Source organism: Stenotrophomonas sp. FR012, from assembly GCF_047520565.2.
Lineage (GTDB): Bacteria > Pseudomonadota > Gammaproteobacteria > Xanthomonadales > Xanthomonadaceae > Stenotrophomonas > Stenotrophomonas sepilia.
In genome coordinates this window covers 52,366-68,795 of the sequence record NZ_JAXBQL020000006.1, presented here as the reverse complement: position 1 = coordinate 68,795, position 16,430 = coordinate 52,366, and the positions used below count along the sequence as shown (strand labels likewise).

The following is a 16,430-nucleotide window of genomic DNA, read 5'->3' as shown; positions in this document are numbered from 1 at the left end:
CCGCCTTCTGCCAGTTGAATCGTTGCCGTGCCGCCCTACGCCGGTCCTCCCGTCGCCTCCCGATCCGGTGATGCCGCCAGCCCCCTGCGGTTGCTGGCCTATCTCGCGTTGGCCATCACCCTGATCGTGCTCGATGACCAGGCTGGCTGGCTGGCACGCCTGCGCGAGCAGGCCAACAGCCTGGTACAGCCGGTGTGGGCACTGGCTGGCCTGCCCGGCAAGCTCGGCAACCAGGTCAAGGATTCCGCCGCCAGCCATACCCAGCTGGTCACCGAAAACCGTGAACTGCGCAACCAGCTGCTGCTGGCCAACGCGCGCCTGACTCGCCTGCAGACCGCCGCGCTGGACAACGCCCAGCTGCGCGAACTGCTGAACGTGGCCGAGCGCAGTGGCCTGGACGTGCAGCTGGCGCCGATCCTGGACATCGACCTGGACCCGGTGAAGCAGCGCCTGGTGCTCGACGCAGGCAGCCGCGAGGGCGTGCACGTCGGCCAGGCGGTGATCGACGCCGGCGGCTTGATGGGGCAGGTGATCAGCGTCACCGGTGGCACCTCCACCGTGCTGCTGCTGACCGATCCCGACCACGCGGTGCCGGTCACCGTGGCCCGCAACGGCGTGCGCCTGATCGTCTATGGCCGCGGCGACACGCTGGAACTGCGCGACATCCCGCTCAGCGCCGGCGTGGAAGTGGGCGATGAGATCGTCACCTCCGGCCTCGGCGGGCGCTTCCCGGCCGGCTTCCCGGTCGGCACCATCACCGGCCTGCGCCCGGACGACACCCACGCCTTCCTGGTCGGCGAACTGAAGCCGGCGGCCCAGCTCGACCGCGGCCGCGACGTGCTGCTGCTGCGCCCGGGCGCGGCGATCCGCATTCCGCCGGAGCTGCGCCTGCAGCTGGAAGAAACCGCCCCGGGGGGCCCGGCCACCGGCGCCAGCGTGTCTGCGGGAGCCGCGCCAGCGGCAACGACGCCAGCTCCGGTCAGCTCCCCGGTAGCGCCGGTCGCTGGCCGGCAACAGCCCTCGTCGCAGACGAGGACTGTTGCCCCCGCATCCTCCCTTAACCCCGCGCCTCAACAAGAGGGGGGCTCTCCCCCAGCTGGATCCACGGTAGTGCCGGCCGCTGGTCGGCAACCGACCACGCCGGAGGCCCAGCGATGAGCCGCCTGCGCGACAACCCGTGGGTGCTGCCGGCCAGCCTGGTGGTGGCGCTGCTGCTGGGCCTGCTGCCGCTGCCGGCGCTGCTGCAGCCGCTGCGCCCGTACTGGCTGGCGCTGGTGCTGGCGTACTGGGTGATCGAAGCTCCTGAGCGCGTCGGCCTGGGCATCGCCTTTGCCAGCGGCGTGGTGGCCGACCTGCTGTACGGCGGCGTGCTGGGCGAACAGGCACTGCGGCTGGTAATGCTGGCCTTCATCCTGCAGCGCTTCCGTGCCCGCATCCGCTTCTTCCCGATGTCCCAGCAGATGCTGGCCATCGGCGGCCTGCTGTTCAACGATCGCATCGTCAGCGCGCTGGTCCACATCGTGGTGGATGAGCCGACCCTGCCCTGGTCGTACTGGTGGGCGCCTCTGCTGGGCATGGGCCTGTGGCCGCTGGTGTTCGTGCTGCTGGACGCGGTGCGCTTCGGCAAGCGCGGGCGCTGAGCCATGATCCCGCGCCGCCAGGTCAAGAACCCGCACGCCGAAGCCGAACAGTTCCGCCGCCGTGCGGCGCTGGGTTTCCTGGGCGTGCTGGTCTGCCTGCTGGGCCTGGGCGGCTGGTACTTCAAGCTGCAGGTGCTGGACCACGACGTGTACGCCACGCGCTCGGAAGCCAACCGCATCAAGCCGCGGCCGGTGGTGCCAGGGCGCGGCATGATCTACGACCGCAACGGTCGCCTGCTGGCCGAAAACGTGCCGGCCTTCCGCCTGGACGTCACTCCGGACAAGGTCAAGGACATGGATGCCACCCTGGAAGGGCTGGCGAAGATCATCAGCATCAGCCCGGAAGAGCTGGAAGCATTCAACAGGTCGCGCAAGGCGCGCCGCAAGTTCCTGCCGGTCACGCTGAAGCTGCGCATGAGCGACGAGGAGATGGCGCGCTTTGCCGTCGACCGCTGGCGTTTCCCGGGGGTCGAGCTGGAACCCTACCTGACCCGGCGCTATCCCTATGGCGATCTGTTCGCGCACATCATCGGCTACGTCGGCCGCGTTGATGACAAGGATCTGGAGATCCTCGGCGAAGGCAATGCCGCGCTGACCCACATCGGCAAGTCCGGCCTGGAACGCTATTACGAGCAGCAGCTGCGCGGCAAGGTCGGCTACGAGCAGGTCGAGACCAACGTGCAGGGTCGCGCGATCCGCACCATCGGCCGCGTCGCCGCGCAGTCCGGTGCCGACCTGCGGCTGTCGATCGACGCCGACCTGCAGCGCGCGATGGTGGCCGCGTTCGGCGACCAGGAGGGTTCGGCGGTGGCGATGGATCCGCGCACTGGCGAAGTGCTGGCGATGGTCAGCCTGCCGTCCTACGACCCCAACCTGTTCGTCAACGGCATTTCCCATGCCGACTTCAAGGCCTTGAACGAAAACCCGTCGCGGCCACAGTTCAACCGCCTGGTGCTCGGTGGCGTCGCTCCCGGTTCCACGCTGAAGCCGCTGATCGGCCTGGCGGGACTGGACTCCGGCGTGCGCCGCCCGGAAGACAAGGTGCTCTCCACCGGCATGTTCTACCTGCCGGGCACCTCGCGCGGCTGGGGTGACGCCCACCGTGGCGGCCACGGCTGGACTGATCTGCGCAAGTCCATCGCCGAGTCGGTCAACACCTATTACTACAAGCTGGCGCTGGACCTGGGCATCGAGCGCTTCGACCATTACATGGAGTACTACGGCTTCGGCCAGCCGACCGGCATCGACCTCACCGGCGAGATCGGCGGCATCCTGCCGTCGCCCGCCTACAAGCGGAAGAGCCGCAAGGAAGCCTGGTATCCCGGCGATACGGTCAACATCAGCATCGGCCAGGGTGACTGGAAGGTCACCCCGCTGCAGCTGGCGCGCGGCGTCAGCGGCCTGGCCGACGGCCAGCTGCGCACCCCGCACCTGGTGATCCAGCAGCGCGAAGGCTTCGACAGCGACTGGACGGCGATGCCGCCCGGCGAGAGCAAGCCGGTCAGCCCCAATCCCAACAACGTGCAGGCCGTGCGCGAGGGCATGATGGCAACCATGCGGCCCGGCGGCAGCGGCTGGCGCGTGGCCGTCGGTGCGCCGTACGTGATGGCCGGCAAGACCGGTACCGCACAGGTCATCAGCCGCAAGGGCACCGCCGCCGTGAATCCGAAGAGCCTGCCGATGCATCTGCGTCACCGCGCACTGTTCGTCGGCTTTGCGCCGGCGGACAGCCCGGTCATCGCAATTGCGGTGGCAGTGGAAGGTGGTGGCTATGGTGGTTCGGCCGCGGCACCGATCGCACGCAAGGTGTTCGACGCTTACCTGTTGGGCAAGATGCCCGAAGGCATGCAGCCGCTGGACAGCGAGCGCGGCACCACCGCCATCGGCGCCACCGCGTTCGACAACGAAGACGCGGGCGCGCGCCAGGCCGGTGACCTCGCCGCTGCACAGGTGGGAGAGCATCCGGTGCTGATTGGTGCACCCGCACCCGAGCCGGCGCCTGCGCCGCAGCCGGGTGCGCCGGCCGCCGCGCTGCCAGCCACGCCGCGCCCGGCCCCTGCGGAGCCTGCACGATGAGAGTGTTCCTGCGCTGGGCCGGCGACATGCTGCGCCGCTTTTTCAGCACGCTGGACTGGGTGCTGTGCCTGGCCCTGGGCGCGCTGATGGTGATTGGCCTGGCGACCCTGAAGAGCGCTGGTGGCGACAGCCTGGTGATGGCGCAGGGCGCGCGTTTCGCGGTGGGCATGGCCGCACTGTGGGGCATCTCGCGGGTGCCGATCCTGCGCATCCGCTCGGCCACGCCGATGATCTACGCGATCTCGATGATCCCGCTGCTGGCGGTGTTCGTGCTGGGCACCGGTAAATATGGCCGGCAGTGGCTGGACCTGAAATTCTTCTACCTGCAGCCGGCCGAGCTGCTGAAGGTGAGCCTGCCGATGATGGTGGCGTGGTACCTGCACAAGATGCCGCTGCCGCCGCGCTTCAGTACCGTGCTCGTGGCCTTGATCATCATCGGCGTACCCACCGGCCTGGTGATGCTGCAGCCGGACTTCGGTACTGGCGTGCTGATCGCCGCCAGCGGCGTGTTCGTGCTGCTGCTGGCGGGCCTGCCGTGGTGGTGGGTTGGGCTGGGCGTGGGCGGTGTGGCTGCGGTCGCGCCGGTGGCCTGGTTCTGGTTGCTGCGGCCGTACCAGAAGGACCGCATCATGATGTTCCTGGACCCGGAGATGGACGCGCTTGGCGCCGGCTGGAACATCATCCAGTCGAAGATCGCCATCGGTTCCGGCGGCTTCGATGGCAAGGGCTGGGGCGAAGGCTCGCAGTCGCACCTGAACTTCATTCCCGAGCAGACCACCGACTTCGCGTTCTCGGTGCTGAGCGAGGAATTCGGCTGGATCGGCGTGGCCACCGTGCTGGCGCTGTACCTGGTGGTGATCGGGCGTTGCCTGTGGATCGCCAGCCAGTCACGCGATTCCTATTCGCGCCTGCTGGCGGGTGCCACCGGCCTGGCGTTCTTCGTCTACGTGCTGGTGAATGGCGGGATGATTTCCGGCCTGCTGCCGGTGGTAGGCGTGCCGATGCCGCTGATCAGCTACGGTGGTACTTCGGCGGTGTCGCTGCTGGCCGGTTTCGGGCTGGTGATGGCGGTGCGCAGCCACAATCCAGTGCACGGCGGCTACGGTTGAGTCCGGCGTCGGGGTCAGATCCCTTTTTCCACAGGAAAAAGGGATCTGACCCCGCAGCTCGGCTACGGAGAGCAGGAGCACCCTGACAGCTTCACGCAAGCCCCCGTTGCTACCGTGCCCGCGTGAAATGGAAACGACTGCCTGGCGGCTGCCGTGAGGCGCTGCGCACGATCGATCTGCCGTTGCTGGGCGCGTTGTTGATCCTGATGGGCGCCGGCCTGGCGGTGCTGCACAGCGTGTCCGGCCCGGTGGCCGGGCAGGCGGCACGCTTTGCCGGTGGCCTGTTGGCGATGTGGCTGCTGTCGCGTGTTTCGCTGCTGCGATTGCGTGCGTGGACCCCTGCGATCTACGCGCTGTCGATGCTGCCGCTGATGGCGGTGTACGTCATCGGCACCGGCAAGTACGGGCAGCGCTGGCTGAACCTCGGCGTGTTCTACCTGCAGCCGTCCGAGCTGCTCAAGCTCAGCCTGCCGCTGATGATGGCGTGGTACCTGCATCGGCAACCACTGCCGCCCTCGCCGCGCACGGTATTGACCGCCGCGCTGCTGATCGGCGTGCCGGCGGTGTTGATCCTCATGCAGCCCAACCTCGGCACCGCCACGTTGGTCACTGCCAGTGGCGTGTTCGCGTTGTTGCTGGCTGGCTTGCACTGGGGCTGGTTGGCGACCGGGGCGGCAGGGCTGGCAGTGGCTGCACCCCTGGCGTGGTTCGGCTTGCTGCGGCAATACCAGAAGGATCGTGTGCTGACCTTCCTCGACCCGGCGGCCGACCCGCTTGGTACCGGCTGGAACATCCTGCAATCGCGCATCGCGATCGGTTCCGGGGGCTGGCAAGGACGTGGCTGGGGGCAGGGCACACAGGCCACGCTCGATTTCCTGCCCGAGTACACCACCGACTTTGCGTTCTCGGTGCTGGCCGAAGAGTTTGGCTGGATCGGCGTGGCGACGCTGTTCGCGCTGTACCTGTTCGTGGTGGGGCGTTGCCTGTGGATTGCGGTGCACGCGCGCGACACGCACGCGCGATTGCTGGCCGGTAGCCTGGGGCTGGCGTTCTTCGTCTACGTGCTGGTGAACGGCGGAATGATTTCCGGCCTGCTGCCGGTGGTGGGCATTCCGATGCCGCTGATCAGTTATGGCGGGACCTCGGCGGTTTCGCTGTTGGCCGGCATCGGGCTGGTGATGGCGGTACGCGGGCATCGGCCCGTGCACGGGGGATAGCGTTTCCAGCCAACGGCGCAGCCCCCTCGTGGGTGGTGTCTGGGGGGTCGCGGAAAGCAGAAGCGGCGGGTGGGCCGGTCGGGTTGGGTACGCGGGGGACGCCGTGAATCCGTCCCTGGAGGCTTGGCAGCCGCATCCATGCGGCTGACACCCCCGCGTACCCAACCCGACCGCCCTCTGACAGATTTTGGCGGTCTGCCACCCACGGAGAAGCAAGAGAAAATCAAAAGCGGGTCACGGCGCTGCGCTTGCTCGTGAGCCGAGCATGGCTCGGCTCCGCACAAGGCAATGAAGCGACCCGCCAAACCGCTTTTGCTTTTGATCTTCTCTTTTCTTCTCCGTGGGTGAACGCGCCCGAAAACTGTCAGCGGCCGGGTGGGTGGGCAGTGCGGGGTGTCCGCGGCATGGATGCCGCGGCCAAGCCCCCATGGATGGGTTCACGGCGTCCCCGCACTGCCCACCCACCCGGTCAGCTCTCAGCAATCCGGCTTTCTGCGACCACCCAGACACCACCCACGAGGGGCTGCGCCGTTGGCCGGAGACTTCCTGGCGCTGCGCAATGCCCGTTGTGGAAGCGTTCTCACAACAATGCGACGCAACACGCTCTCCGACCAAAGTCCGCGAAAAACGTTATCTGGTTCACATTTTTACACTGCGTTGATCTTGATCAATGGACTTGTCGTAATCGGCCTGCACAATGGCGGCCCGTTCGGCACGGCGCGCCGTCAATCGATGCAGCGCGAGGGGGCGTCGGGCGGGAGCAGTACTGATCCAACGGGTACAGGGAGCGCGGGGAACTGCCACTGGGGAGCGGCAGCCGCGCAGGTACCGACCGGATCCGGTCGCCGGTTGCGTCTGCGGGGATGGGGACGCAACCGGCCACCTCTATCTGAATGGGGAAGCTCGATCACGACGTCTTCACATTTCCCGCTGAACGCGGGCAAATCGTTGTGATTCATGGTGTTAGGGGTTTTAATTCATCCATGACCTGCTAACCTGCGACGATGATTCGAAGCACTCTGGCCTGCATGCTCACCCTCGGCCTGGTCGCCTGCGCGACCCAGCCGAAGTCCCCACCGTCTTCGCCCCAGGCCAGCAGTACGCCGCGCCAGCCCGCCACCAAGGCCCACGGCCCGGCCGAAGCCGCTCCCGAAGCGGCCGCTGCTACAGCGCCGCCGGTCGATCTCACTCCGGTGCCGTTCGAGGTCGCACGGGCCCGCTTTGTTGCCGATACGGCCAAGCGCTATGGGCTGAAGCCGGAGCAGATCAGCAGCGTGCTCGATCAGGCGCAGGTGCGCCAGCCGATCATCGCCGCCATGTCGCGCCCGGCCGAACGGGTCAAACCGTGGAACGAATACCGGCCGATGTTCATCAGCAAGGCACGCATTGATGGCGGCCGCGCGTTCCTGGCCCAGCATCGTGCCGAACTGGATCGCGTGCAGCAGCGCACCGGCGTGCCGGCCGAAGTGATCGTGGCGATCATCGGCGTGGAGACCAGTTACGGGAAAAATGCCGGCAATCACCGCGTGCTCGATGCGCTGTACACGCTGGCGTTCTACTACCCGCGCAGTGGCGACCCGGCCAAGCTGGAACGCGAAGTGCGCCGCGAGCTGTTCTTCCGCGATGAGCTGGCCAAGCTGTTCGAGCTGGGCCGTGAGGAAAAGCTGGACATCACCACGCTCAAGGGCAGCTATGCCGGTGCGATGGGCATGGGCCAGTTCATGCCGTCCAGCTATCTCGATTACGCCGTGGACGGTAATGGCGATGGCCGTCGCGACCTGTTCACCAGCTACGACGATGTGTTCTCGTCCATCGCCAATTATTTCGTGAAGAAGGGCGGCTGGGTCCGTGGTGGCCAGGTGGCCGTACCGGCCACGCTGGCGCCGGGTCGCGAGGAGTTCAACCCGACCGAATGGATGCCGACCTGGTCGCTGGCCGACCTGGCGCAGCGCGGCTACCAGCCCAGCGCTGCGGTGCAGCCGGGCGCCACCGCAACGCCGATCACGCTTGAGGGCAGCACCGGCAAGCAGTACTGGCTGGGCTTCCAGAATTACTACGCGATCACCCGCTACAACCTCTCGAAGATGTACGCGATGGCCGTGTTCCAGTTGTCGCAGGCCATCGCCGGACAGGAGCTGCCCCCGGCATGAACATCAGATGGCTGGTCCCGAGCTTGATCGTCCTCGCGCTGGCTGCCTGCAGCAGTGCGCCGAAGAAGCCGGCCACGACCGGCCACGGTGGCAAGCCCAGCGGCACGGTGGTGCAGGGTCGCGGCTCGCGCCCGGCGCATTGCCCGGAGGGCTCGCCCTATGCTGCGGCCAAGGAAGACCCGAACACGCGCGGCAACTACACCGCCGGGGGGCTGTACAAGCCAGGCGTGCGTGACAGCACCCCGGACTACATTCCCAACGTCGCCTGCATTCCCGAGCCGGAAGTGACCGCCGAAGAGCGTTCGGCCATCGGCAACAAGTCGCCGTACGTGGTGCTGGGCAAGTCGTACAAGGTGCTCGACGACACCCGCAACTATGTCGAGCGCGGTACGGCCTCGTACTACGGCGCCAAGTTCCACGGCCGCCTGACCTCCAACCGCGAGGTCTACGACATGTACCAGTTCACCGCCGCGCACAAGACGCTGCCGCTGCCCAGCTTCGCCCGCGTCACCAACCTGGACAACGGCGAGTCGGTGATCGTGCGCGTCAACGACCGTGGCCCGTTCCATGATGGCCGCGTGGTCGACCTCAGTTATGCCGCCGCGGTGCGGCTGGGCATCACCCAGCGCGGTACCGGCAACGTGGAAGTGCGTGCGCTGCAACCGGGCGAGAGCAACCTGCTGGCCCAAAAGCCGTCGCGCCGCGAGCGCCGTGCCGCCGAAACGGCTGTCGCGGCGGCCAGTACGCGCCTGGTAACGGCTGCGCGTGCCACCGCCGACAGCGACATTGATCGCCTGGTCAAGCGCCTGCCGGCCGACGCCATGCCTGCGCGTGGCCAGCCGGCCACCACCCAGGGCGTGGCCAGCGCCGTGCCGGACGTGGCGGTCAGCAGCCTGCCGCCGAGCGTACCGCCGGCGCGCAGCGCCCCTGTGGCACCGGTTGCCGTCGCCAGCGCCGCGCCGCGCGCGGTCACGCCGGCGCCGGCGCGTACAACGCCGGCCACACCGACCGCCCCCAGCCTGTCGCAGCAGGTAGTGGGCGCGGTGATGGTGCAGGTCGCCAGCTTCTCCAGCCGCGACAATGCCAACCGCGCAATGGGCCAGCTCAACGCCGCCGGCATCGTCGGCGCGACCATCAGCGACATCGCCGCCGGTGGCCGCACCCTGTTCCGCCTGCGCGTTCCCGCCAGCGACCATGCCAGTGCCGCGGAACTTGTCGGCCGCATTGCCGGTCTGGGCCTGGGTTCGCCGCAGATCGTCAAGGATTGACCCACCCGGGCCGGTGCTGCCGGCCCATGCTGCCCCGGCCTTACAATGGCCACTACGTTCCACCCTCCATTCCTGGCCGTCCCCTGGAGCCTGCTGTCCAATGAATTTCCGTTCCGCCGCCACCGCCCTGGCCGCCACCCTGGTGGTGGGCCTGGCTTCCGCCCAGACCCCGCTGCCGACCCCGGCCACGCCGGCGCCCGCCGCCGCTGCCGCCCCGGTCACCGTTGCCACCCCGCCGGCGCCGGTGCCGAGCGTATCCAAGGCCTGGGTGCTGATGGACTACGCCACCGGCCAGGTGCTGGCCGGCGAGAACATCCACGAGCAGCTGGCCCCGGCCAGCATCACCAAGGTGATGACGTCCTACGTGATCGCCGCCGAGGTCAAGAACGGCAAGGTCCGTGCGGATGACCAGGTGATGATGAGCGAACGCGCCTGGCGCGAAGGCGGCGCGGGTACCGACGGCAGCTACAGCGGCTTCCCGGTCAACCAGACCGCACGCCTGGAAGACATGGAAAAGGGCATGGCGATCCAGTCCGGCAATGATGCCGCGATCGCCCTGGCCGAGCACGTGGCCGGCAGCGAAGAAGCCTTTGCGTCGCTGATGAACAGCTACGCCGCCAAGATCGGCATGAAGAACTCCCACTTCGTCAACGCCCACGGCCTGACCGCCGAAGGCCACCACAGCACCGCCTACGACCTGGCGCTGCTGGGCCGCGCGATGGTGCGTGATTACCCGGAAACCTACGCGTACAACAAGATCAAGGAATTCCAGGTCGGCAACATCAAGCAACCGAACCGCAACCTGCTGTTGTGGCGCGACGGCAGCGTGGACGGCATCAAGACCGGCCACACCTCCGAAGCCGGGTACTGCCTGATGAGTTCGGCGCAGCGTGGCGACCAGCGCCTGATCGCCGTGGTATTGGGGGGGGAGTCGGAAAAGCAGCGTGCCGATGACAGCCTGGCGCTGCTGAACTGGGGCTTCCGCTTCTTCGAGACCCACCGTCTGTATGAACCGGGCAAGGCCGTGGCCGAGCACAAGGTCTGGAAGGGCACCACCGACAAGGTGCAGCTGGGGGTGGCCCAGCCGATGCTGGTGAGCGTGCCGCGCGGCCGCTACAACGACCTGAAGCCGAGCATCGATGTGCCCAAGACCCTGGAAGCACCGTTCACCGCCGGCCAGAAGATCGGCACCGTGAAGGTCACCCTGGATGGCAAGGTCGTCGCCGAAGCGCCGCTGGTGGCCGTGGCCGCCGTTGAGCAGGCCGGCTTCTTCAAGCGCCTGTGGGACAGCTTCTGGATGTGGTGGGAATCGGAATGATCCACGCCCCGGCGTGGTGAACGAAAAGGCCGGCGAATGCCGGCCTTTTTCTTTGCCTGTATCGACGCTGTCGGGCCGGGTCCGGCGCGTGGAATTGGTACACGTCCGATGGGTTTGCCGGCGTGTCAGGTCGAGCATGTACGCAACAGGACTGCCGGGCACTGCGGCTTTCCGTCCCATTCCACAGGAGTACATGCCAATGACCATTCGCACGCTGATATCCGTGATTTCTCCAAAGACGCGTTGCACTGCGCGCCGCACCCCGCTGGCATTGGCGTTGGCAGGTGCCTTGATGCTGCCAGCAGCTCTGGCTGCAGCAGCGGACAGGGGGGACTGCGCCAATGAAGCAACCGATGCGGAGCGAGAGCGCTGCACCAGTGACCAGGGGGTGACGTGGTCGAGTGTGCTTGCCACCAAGGTTGAACTGGGCGATGACGCCGTAGCGGGGGGCGCGCGCGACATTGCCATCGGCAATTCAGCAAGGACGGACAGCTTACTTTCGCCGGGCACTGATTCGCCGGACTACTCGATTGCGATCGGACCCGGTGCGCAGGTCGTGGGTGGAGGATCGCTGGCTATGGGCGGGGGCGCGAGCGTGCTCGGGGCCCCAACCACCAAGATGAAGGCAGTAGCCCTGGGCAATGCCAGTACTGTTTCGGCCGAAGGTGGCGTAGCGGTGGGCTACGATGCGACCGCCAGCCACAGTAACAGCGTCGCCTTGGGAGCCGGGGCGACCACCAATGCGGCCAACACGGTATCGGTGGGCAATGGCGTTGACAACCGCCGCATCACCAACATGGCTGACGGTGTGATCGCTGCAGGCAGTGCCGATGCCATCACCGGTGCGCAGCTGTTCTCGACCAATGAGCGCGTTGGGCGGGTGGAGAGTGACATCGACACGATCAAGGACGATGCCTCGAAGCTGGGTGCCCAGGTGGGTTCGCTGGAGAGCGACGTTGGCGGATTGCAGACGCGCATGTCCGGCGCAGAAGGCTCGCTGAAGACGCTGAGTGATGACGTCGCGGGCCTTGCTGACGGCTCCTCCGGCATCGTCACCCATGATTCCGGTACGGGCGTGGTGAGCGTGGCTGCCGGCAAGGGCGGTACTGTGGTGGATTTCGCAGGCGGGGATGGCTACCGGCGCCTGAGCGGCGTGGCCAACGGCGTCAACGAAGATGACGTGGTGACCATCGCGCAGCTGCGGGCGGCTGGCGCGATTGATCCCGTCAGTGGTGAGACGCTGAGCGTGCTCACTTACGACGATGCAAGTCTGTCCCGGGCCTCGCTCGGCGGAACGGGTGGCACGGTGCTGGACAAGGTCGCCGCCGGCCAGATTGGCCAGTTCAGCATGGAAGCCGTCAATGGCAGCCAGCTGTGGCAGATGAATGCCAACTGGGAAGCCCAATGGCGACAGATGGACGACCGGCTGGGTTCGATCGAGCGTGGGATCGAGGATGGTTCCATTGGTGGCCCGGGGACCGGAAATCCCGGCACGGGCAATCCGGGTGTCTCCCCCGGTACCGGTGAGGGATCGGTGGCCATTGGCGAAGGGAGCGATGCTTCCGGCAAGGGCGCGATCGGCCTTGGCAATGGAAGCGCGGCGTCCGGCGTGGGCGCAGTGGCCGTGGGCGAGGGTAGTGTGGCCTCGGGTACGGGCTCGGTGGCCATGGGCGAAGGCGCCAGTGCGACGGGCAACAATTCGGTTGCTGTCGGTGCCGGATCTACGGCTGACCGCGACAGTGAGTTCTCGGTGGGCTCCCAAGGCAATGAGCGCGTCGTCAGCAATGTCGCGGCCGGCGTACGCCCGACCGATGCGGTGAACGTGCAGCAGATGGATGATCGTTTCAAGGCCGAGCGTGAGTACACCGATGGCCGCTTCAACGCGATGGACACGCGGCTTGACCGCATGGGGGCGATCAGCGCGGCCTATGCGGGCATGGCAATCAACACCGCCGGTTTGAGCGGCGACAACCGCGTGGGTGCGGGTGTCGGTTCGCAGAACGGGCGTTCGGCGTTGGCCGTGGGTTACCAGCGGATACTGGGCGAGAAGAAGAACGTCTCGGTGTCCTTGGGTGGCGCCTTCAGTGGTAGTGACCAGAGCGTTTCTGCCGGCGCGGGTTTCAGCTGGTAGGCACGCGAGGTGTCCGCCGGGCAACACCCGGCGGAACCGAGGCTGGGCCTACAGCGCACGACTGATGGTGAAGCTGCCGAACACCGGCGCCTCGCGCTGGCCGTTGAATTCGCGCGTGCTGTGGTAGCGCGCGGCAGCGAACTTCCAGCGGCCGTACATCACCGCCACGCCGTACCCGCCGTAGGCCACCACATGACGCTTGTCCACGCTGTGACTGTTGCGGAAGGTGTTGCCATCCAGGGTGATATCGCGGATCACCCAGGCAGCGTCCGAGGTCGCGAACAGGTGCCAGGACCACCCACCGGGGCGGCCGCTGCGGGTCGGCGCCGTGTTCTCACCGGCCGGGCGCAACGGCGTGCTGCCGAAGTCGTCCGGCAGCTTCCAGCCAAAGCGCACTTCACCGCCGAAATTGGCCTTGGTTTCCAGGTTGCCGATCGACCCGCCGTAGTGGCTGATCGCGTCCCAACCCCAACCGTCGGCATTGACGCTGGCATCGCCCGGCCAGCGGCGCATGCGCTCATGGGTCAGCATGAACAGTGGTTCGTTGTGCAGCTGGTTGTCCCAACCCTTGAATTTTTCGTCGCCCAGCACGTCGTGCACGGCATTCTGCACCTGCTTGCCCTGTGCCCAGGGGCCGACCACGCCCAGTGTCAGCTGGGTGGTCTGCAGGCGGTCGCCGCTGCGCGCATTGAAACCGAAGTTCGCGATCAGCACGCCGGCGTAAGGGCGGTCGTCCTCGATCAGGTCCCTGCGAGTGAAATCGGTCGGGGTGAAGATCCCCTGGCCGATGCTGAAGATCATGTTCTGCTGTTCGAACTTGCCCGGATGCAGCCCTTCCAGGTACCGGTTCACCCAGCGCGCCATGCGCGGCAGGCAGGGGTCGTCGGTGTAATCGACCAGATTGGGGGAGACCAGGGTCAACAGCGCACCGTTGGTATAGCCCTGATCCTGGTGGCGGCCGCCGAACAGGTCGTTGTCGACGCGGAAATTGACCTGCGGCGGGTGGTCGCGCATGGCGTCCGGGCCACATTGTTCGGCCGCCTGGGCGGCAAGGGGGAGGGCAGAGGCCAGCAGGCCGGCGAGCCCGAGAGCTGCGACACTACGCATGGATGGAATGCTCATGGGGAAGGGGGCGGTTTTCAGTCGTTTTCTGCAACGCTACGGTACTCGTGCCCGCGCGTCGGAACGAGCACGTCCGGATCACTTGTCTGTTCCGAAAACAACATTGTCCGGCGGGCACAATTTGTTACCCGCGTACGCGCCGCAGGCCGGGCGTGAAGGCGGTCGCGGGCCGCCCGTACGATGTTCGCGCTGGTGATGGTCAGGAGATTGCAGTCAGCTGCCGTTGGGCCTCAGGCCCGTCCCTTTGGGCCGCCTGCAACGCAGCAGACCGCCGGTGCGGTCCTGGCGTTGATGAATACTCTTGGGTTTGTTGCCCTGCGGCCCGATAATGGGGCCATGGAAATCAAGTCCGACAACCCCGACCACGGCTTCCAGTTCCCCGGCCAGTTCGAGCTCAGCGCCATGGGCCCGGCCAACCGCGGCCTGGAGCATGAGCTTCCCCGCCTGTTGCTGGCCGCCGGCATCGATGTGGTGAACGAACGCATCAGCTGGAAGCACTCCTCCAACGGCAAGTACGTGTCCGTCCGCATCGTGTTCAAGGCCGAGAGCCGCGAACAGTACGACCTGGCGCACCAGGCGCTGCGTGACCACCCGGAAGTGAAGTGGACGCTGTAGCCGACTCCTGCCCGGCCGAAGCCGCCCCGGAGGACCGTGCGCCGCGTCCGGCGCTGGTCCGTGACCTCGGCCGACAGCTGTATGAACCGGTGTGGCGCGCCATGCAGCGCTTCACCGACCAGCGCAGCGACGCCGATGCCGACGAGCTGTGGGTGGTCGAGCACGATCCGGTGTTCACCCTGGGCCAGGCCGGCAAGGACGAGCATGTGCTGGCGCCGGGCGACATCCCCGTGCTGCACGTGGACCGCGGCGGCCAGGTGACCTATCACGGTCCCGGCCAGATCGTGATCTATCCGTTGCTGCGCCTGCCACGGCTGGGTATCGGTGTGCGCGACTACGTGTGTCGCATCGAGCAGGCGCTCATCGATACCCTGGCCGAGTGGAACATCGGCGCCGAACGCCGCGAGGGCGCCCCAGGCGTCTACGTCGGTGGTGCCAAGATTGCCGCACTCGGCATCCGTGTGCGCCGCGGCTGCACCTTCCATGGGCTGGCCTTCAACGTGGCCATGGACCTGGAACCCTTCCACCGCATCAATCCCTGTGGCTATCAGGGGTTGCAGGTGACCTCGGTGCTGGACTTGGGCGGCCCCTCCGGGATGGAGGCCGTCAAGCCAGTGCTGCTGGACCACCTGGCCCGCCAGTTTGGCCTGCTGCTGCAGCACACGCCCGAACTGCCCGATCTTTCTGCGGCCGCCTGACCGCCCCCCGGAACTGCCATGACTGAAACCACCGCCCGTTCCATTCCCCTGCAGATCGTGCAGGGCGATTCTCCGTCCACCGCGCCGTTGCAGGCCGGGGTCAAGCAGCTGGGCGGTGACAAGATCAACCGTTCGCCGGTGCAGTTCGCCGATGCGCCGGTACTGCGCAAGCCGTCCTGGATCCGCGTGCGCATTCCTTCGGGCAATGCCGTGCAGAACCTGAAGGCCAAGCTGCGCGAGAACCGCCTGGTGACGGTCTGCGAGGAAGCCAGCTGCCCGAACATCCATGAGTGCTTCGGCCACGGCACCGCCACCTTCATGATCCTCGGCGAGGTCTGCACCCGGCGCTGCTCGTTCTGCGACGTCGCCCACGGCCGCCCGAAGCCGCCGGATGCCAACGAACCGGCCAGCCTCGGCCAGACCGTGGCCGACATGGGCCTGAAGTACGTGGTGGTGACCAGCGTCGACCGCGATGACCTGCGCGACGGCGGTGCCCAGCACTTCGTCGACTGCATCACCGCCATCCGCGAAAAGTCGCCGGGTACCCGCATCGAAGTGCTGACCCCGGACTTCCGCGGCAAGGGCCGCATGGAACGTGCGCTGGAGATCCTGGCGCAGAACCCGCCGGATGTGTTCAACCACAACATCGAGACCGTGCCGGACCTGTACCGCAACGTGCGCCCGGGTGCGGACTACCAGTGGTCGCTGAACCTGCTGAAGAACTTCAAGGCGCAGCACCCGGACGTGCCAACCAAGAGCGGCATCATGCTGGGCCTGGGCGAGGACTTCGAACAGATCAAGGCCACGATGCGTGACCTGCGCGCGCACGATGTGGACATGATCACCATCGGACAGTACCTGCAGCCGACCGCGCACCATCACCCGGTGCTGAAGTACTGGACCCCCGACGACTACAAGGCACTGGAAGACTACGGTTACGAGCTGGGCTTCAGCCACGTGGCGTCCGGCCCGATGGTGCGCTCGTCGTACCACGCCGACGTTCAGGCCAAGGGCGCAGGGGTTTCCTGACACCCTCCCGGTGGGTGGGAGCTGCTTCTCCTGTGGGTGCGGACCGTTGGTCCGCAC

The 16,430-nt window shown here is 67.0% G+C and carries 13 protein-coding genes; 12 read left to right on the top strand and 1 reads right to left on the bottom strand.

From position 1 onward, the window contains the following. Positions 1 to 27 precede the first annotated feature (27 nt). The 9 genes from mreC to ACM0O9_RS11680 all read left to right on the top strand — a co-directional run bounded on the left by mreC (position 28) and on the right by ACM0O9_RS11680 (position 12,909). Entirely contained in the window at positions 28 to 1,158 is a 1,131-nt protein-coding gene (gene mreC / locus ACM0O9_RS11720) for a rod shape-determining protein MreC (RefSeq protein WP_065178033.1), read from the top strand. Continuing rightward, entirely contained in the window at positions 1,155 to 1,640 is a 486-nt protein-coding gene (gene mreD / locus ACM0O9_RS11715; RefSeq protein ID WP_005419400.1) for a rod shape-determining protein MreD, read from the top strand. Before mreC ends, mreD begins: the two co-directional genes overlap by 4 nt. Positions 1,641 to 1,643: 3 nt before the next feature. Then, positions 1,644 to 3,716 (top strand): penicillin-binding protein 2, encoded by a 2,073-nt coding sequence (gene mrdA / locus ACM0O9_RS11710; protein WP_065196487.1) that lies wholly within the window; start codon positions 1,644 to 1,646, stop codon positions 3,714 to 3,716. After that, entirely contained in the window at positions 3,713 to 4,825 is a 1,113-nt protein-coding gene (gene rodA, locus ACM0O9_RS11705) for a rod shape-determining protein RodA (RefSeq protein WP_139727682.1), read from the top strand. Before mrdA ends, rodA (ACM0O9_RS11705) begins: the two co-directional genes overlap by 4 nt. A gap of 122 nt (positions 4,826 to 4,947) precedes the next feature. Next, positions 4,948 to 6,042: a rod shape-determining protein RodA gene (gene rodA / locus ACM0O9_RS11700; RefSeq protein WP_065178035.1), complete on the top strand. Its 1,095-nt coding sequence runs from the start codon at positions 4,948 to 4,950 to the stop codon at positions 6,040 to 6,042. A 1,004-nt stretch (positions 6,043 to 7,046) separates the two neighbouring features. Beyond that, the gene (gene mltB, locus ACM0O9_RS11695) at positions 7,047 to 8,192 is read left to right on the top strand and encodes a lytic murein transglycosylase B (protein WP_414603817.1); all 1,146 of its coding nucleotides are present in this window, start codon (positions 7,047 to 7,049) and stop codon (positions 8,190 to 8,192) included. Next, positions 8,189 to 9,460 carry a septal ring lytic transglycosylase RlpA family protein gene (locus tag ACM0O9_RS11690; protein ID WP_414603816.1) on the top strand — a complete coding sequence of 424 codons (1,272 nt, stop codon included), beginning with the start codon at positions 8,189 to 8,191 and terminating at the stop codon, positions 9,458 to 9,460. Before mltB ends, ACM0O9_RS11690 begins: the two co-directional genes overlap by 4 nt. A 100-nt stretch (positions 9,461 to 9,560) precedes the next feature. Further along, positions 9,561 to 10,778, top strand: coding sequence for a D-alanyl-D-alanine carboxypeptidase family protein (locus ACM0O9_RS11685; protein WP_065186230.1), 1,218 nt, complete (start codon positions 9,561 to 9,563; stop codon positions 10,776 to 10,778). Positions 10,779 to 10,791: 13 nt separating this feature from the next. Then, a complete protein-coding gene (locus tag ACM0O9_RS11680; protein WP_196769392.1) occupies positions 10,792 to 12,909 on the top strand; it encodes a YadA family autotransporter adhesin in 2,118 nt (705 codons plus the stop codon). A gap of 48 nt (positions 12,910 to 12,957) precedes the next feature. Here the strand turns inward: ACM0O9_RS11680 and ACM0O9_RS11675 are convergent, their stop codons facing one another. Next, complete coding sequence (locus ACM0O9_RS11675; RefSeq protein ID WP_080375075.1) at positions 12,958 to 14,016, bottom strand: lipid A deacylase LpxR family protein; 1,059 nt, start codon at positions 14,014 to 14,016, stop codon at positions 12,958 to 12,960. Positions 14,017 to 14,367: 351 nt separating this feature from the next. On the opposite strand from ACM0O9_RS11675, the gene ACM0O9_RS11670 reads away from it, so the two are divergent. From ACM0O9_RS11670 to lipA, 3 genes are read left to right on the top strand one after another with little or no spacing between them, the layout of a single operon-like run. Beyond that, a complete protein-coding gene (locus ACM0O9_RS11670) occupies positions 14,368 to 14,646 on the top strand; it encodes a YbeD family protein (RefSeq protein WP_005411067.1) in 279 nt (92 codons plus the stop codon). Further along, positions 14,634 to 15,344 (top strand): lipoyl(octanoyl) transferase LipB, encoded by a 711-nt coding sequence (gene lipB, locus ACM0O9_RS11665; protein WP_134955846.1) that lies wholly within the window; start codon positions 14,634 to 14,636, stop codon positions 15,342 to 15,344. Before ACM0O9_RS11670 ends, lipB begins: the two co-directional genes overlap by 13 nt. Before the next feature lie 18 nt (positions 15,345 to 15,362). Then, a complete protein-coding gene (gene lipA / locus ACM0O9_RS11660) occupies positions 15,363 to 16,373 on the top strand; it encodes a lipoyl synthase (RefSeq protein ID WP_005419370.1) in 1,011 nt (336 codons plus the stop codon). Positions 16,374 to 16,430: the final 57 nt, after the last annotated feature.

Coding starts and splice junctions, on each gene's coding strand:
- ACM0O9_RS11675 (WP_080375075.1), bottom strand. CDS start 14,016: ATGCGTAGTGTCGCAGCTCTCGGGCTCGCCGGCCTGCTGGCCTCTGCC.
- ACM0O9_RS11685 (WP_065186230.1), top strand. CDS start 9,561: ATGAATTTCCGTTCCGCCGCCACCGCCCTGGCCGCCACCCTGGTGGTG.
- mreD (WP_005419400.1), top strand. CDS start 1,155: ATGAGCCGCCTGCGCGACAACCCGTGGGTGCTGCCGGCCAGCCTGGTG.
- rodA (WP_139727682.1), top strand. CDS start 3,713: ATGAGAGTGTTCCTGCGCTGGGCCGGCGACATGCTGCGCCGCTTTTTC.
- ACM0O9_RS11690 (WP_414603816.1), top strand. CDS start 8,189: ATGAACATCAGATGGCTGGTCCCGAGCTTGATCGTCCTCGCGCTGGCT.
- ACM0O9_RS11670 (WP_005411067.1), top strand. CDS start 14,368: ATGGAAATCAAGTCCGACAACCCCGACCACGGCTTCCAGTTCCCCGGC.
- lipA (WP_005419370.1), top strand. CDS start 15,363: ATGACTGAAACCACCGCCCGTTCCATTCCCCTGCAGATCGTGCAGGGC.
- mrdA (WP_065196487.1), top strand. CDS start 1,644: ATGATCCCGCGCCGCCAGGTCAAGAACCCGCACGCCGAAGCCGAACAG.
- mltB (WP_414603817.1), top strand. CDS start 7,047: ATGATTCGAAGCACTCTGGCCTGCATGCTCACCCTCGGCCTGGTCGCC.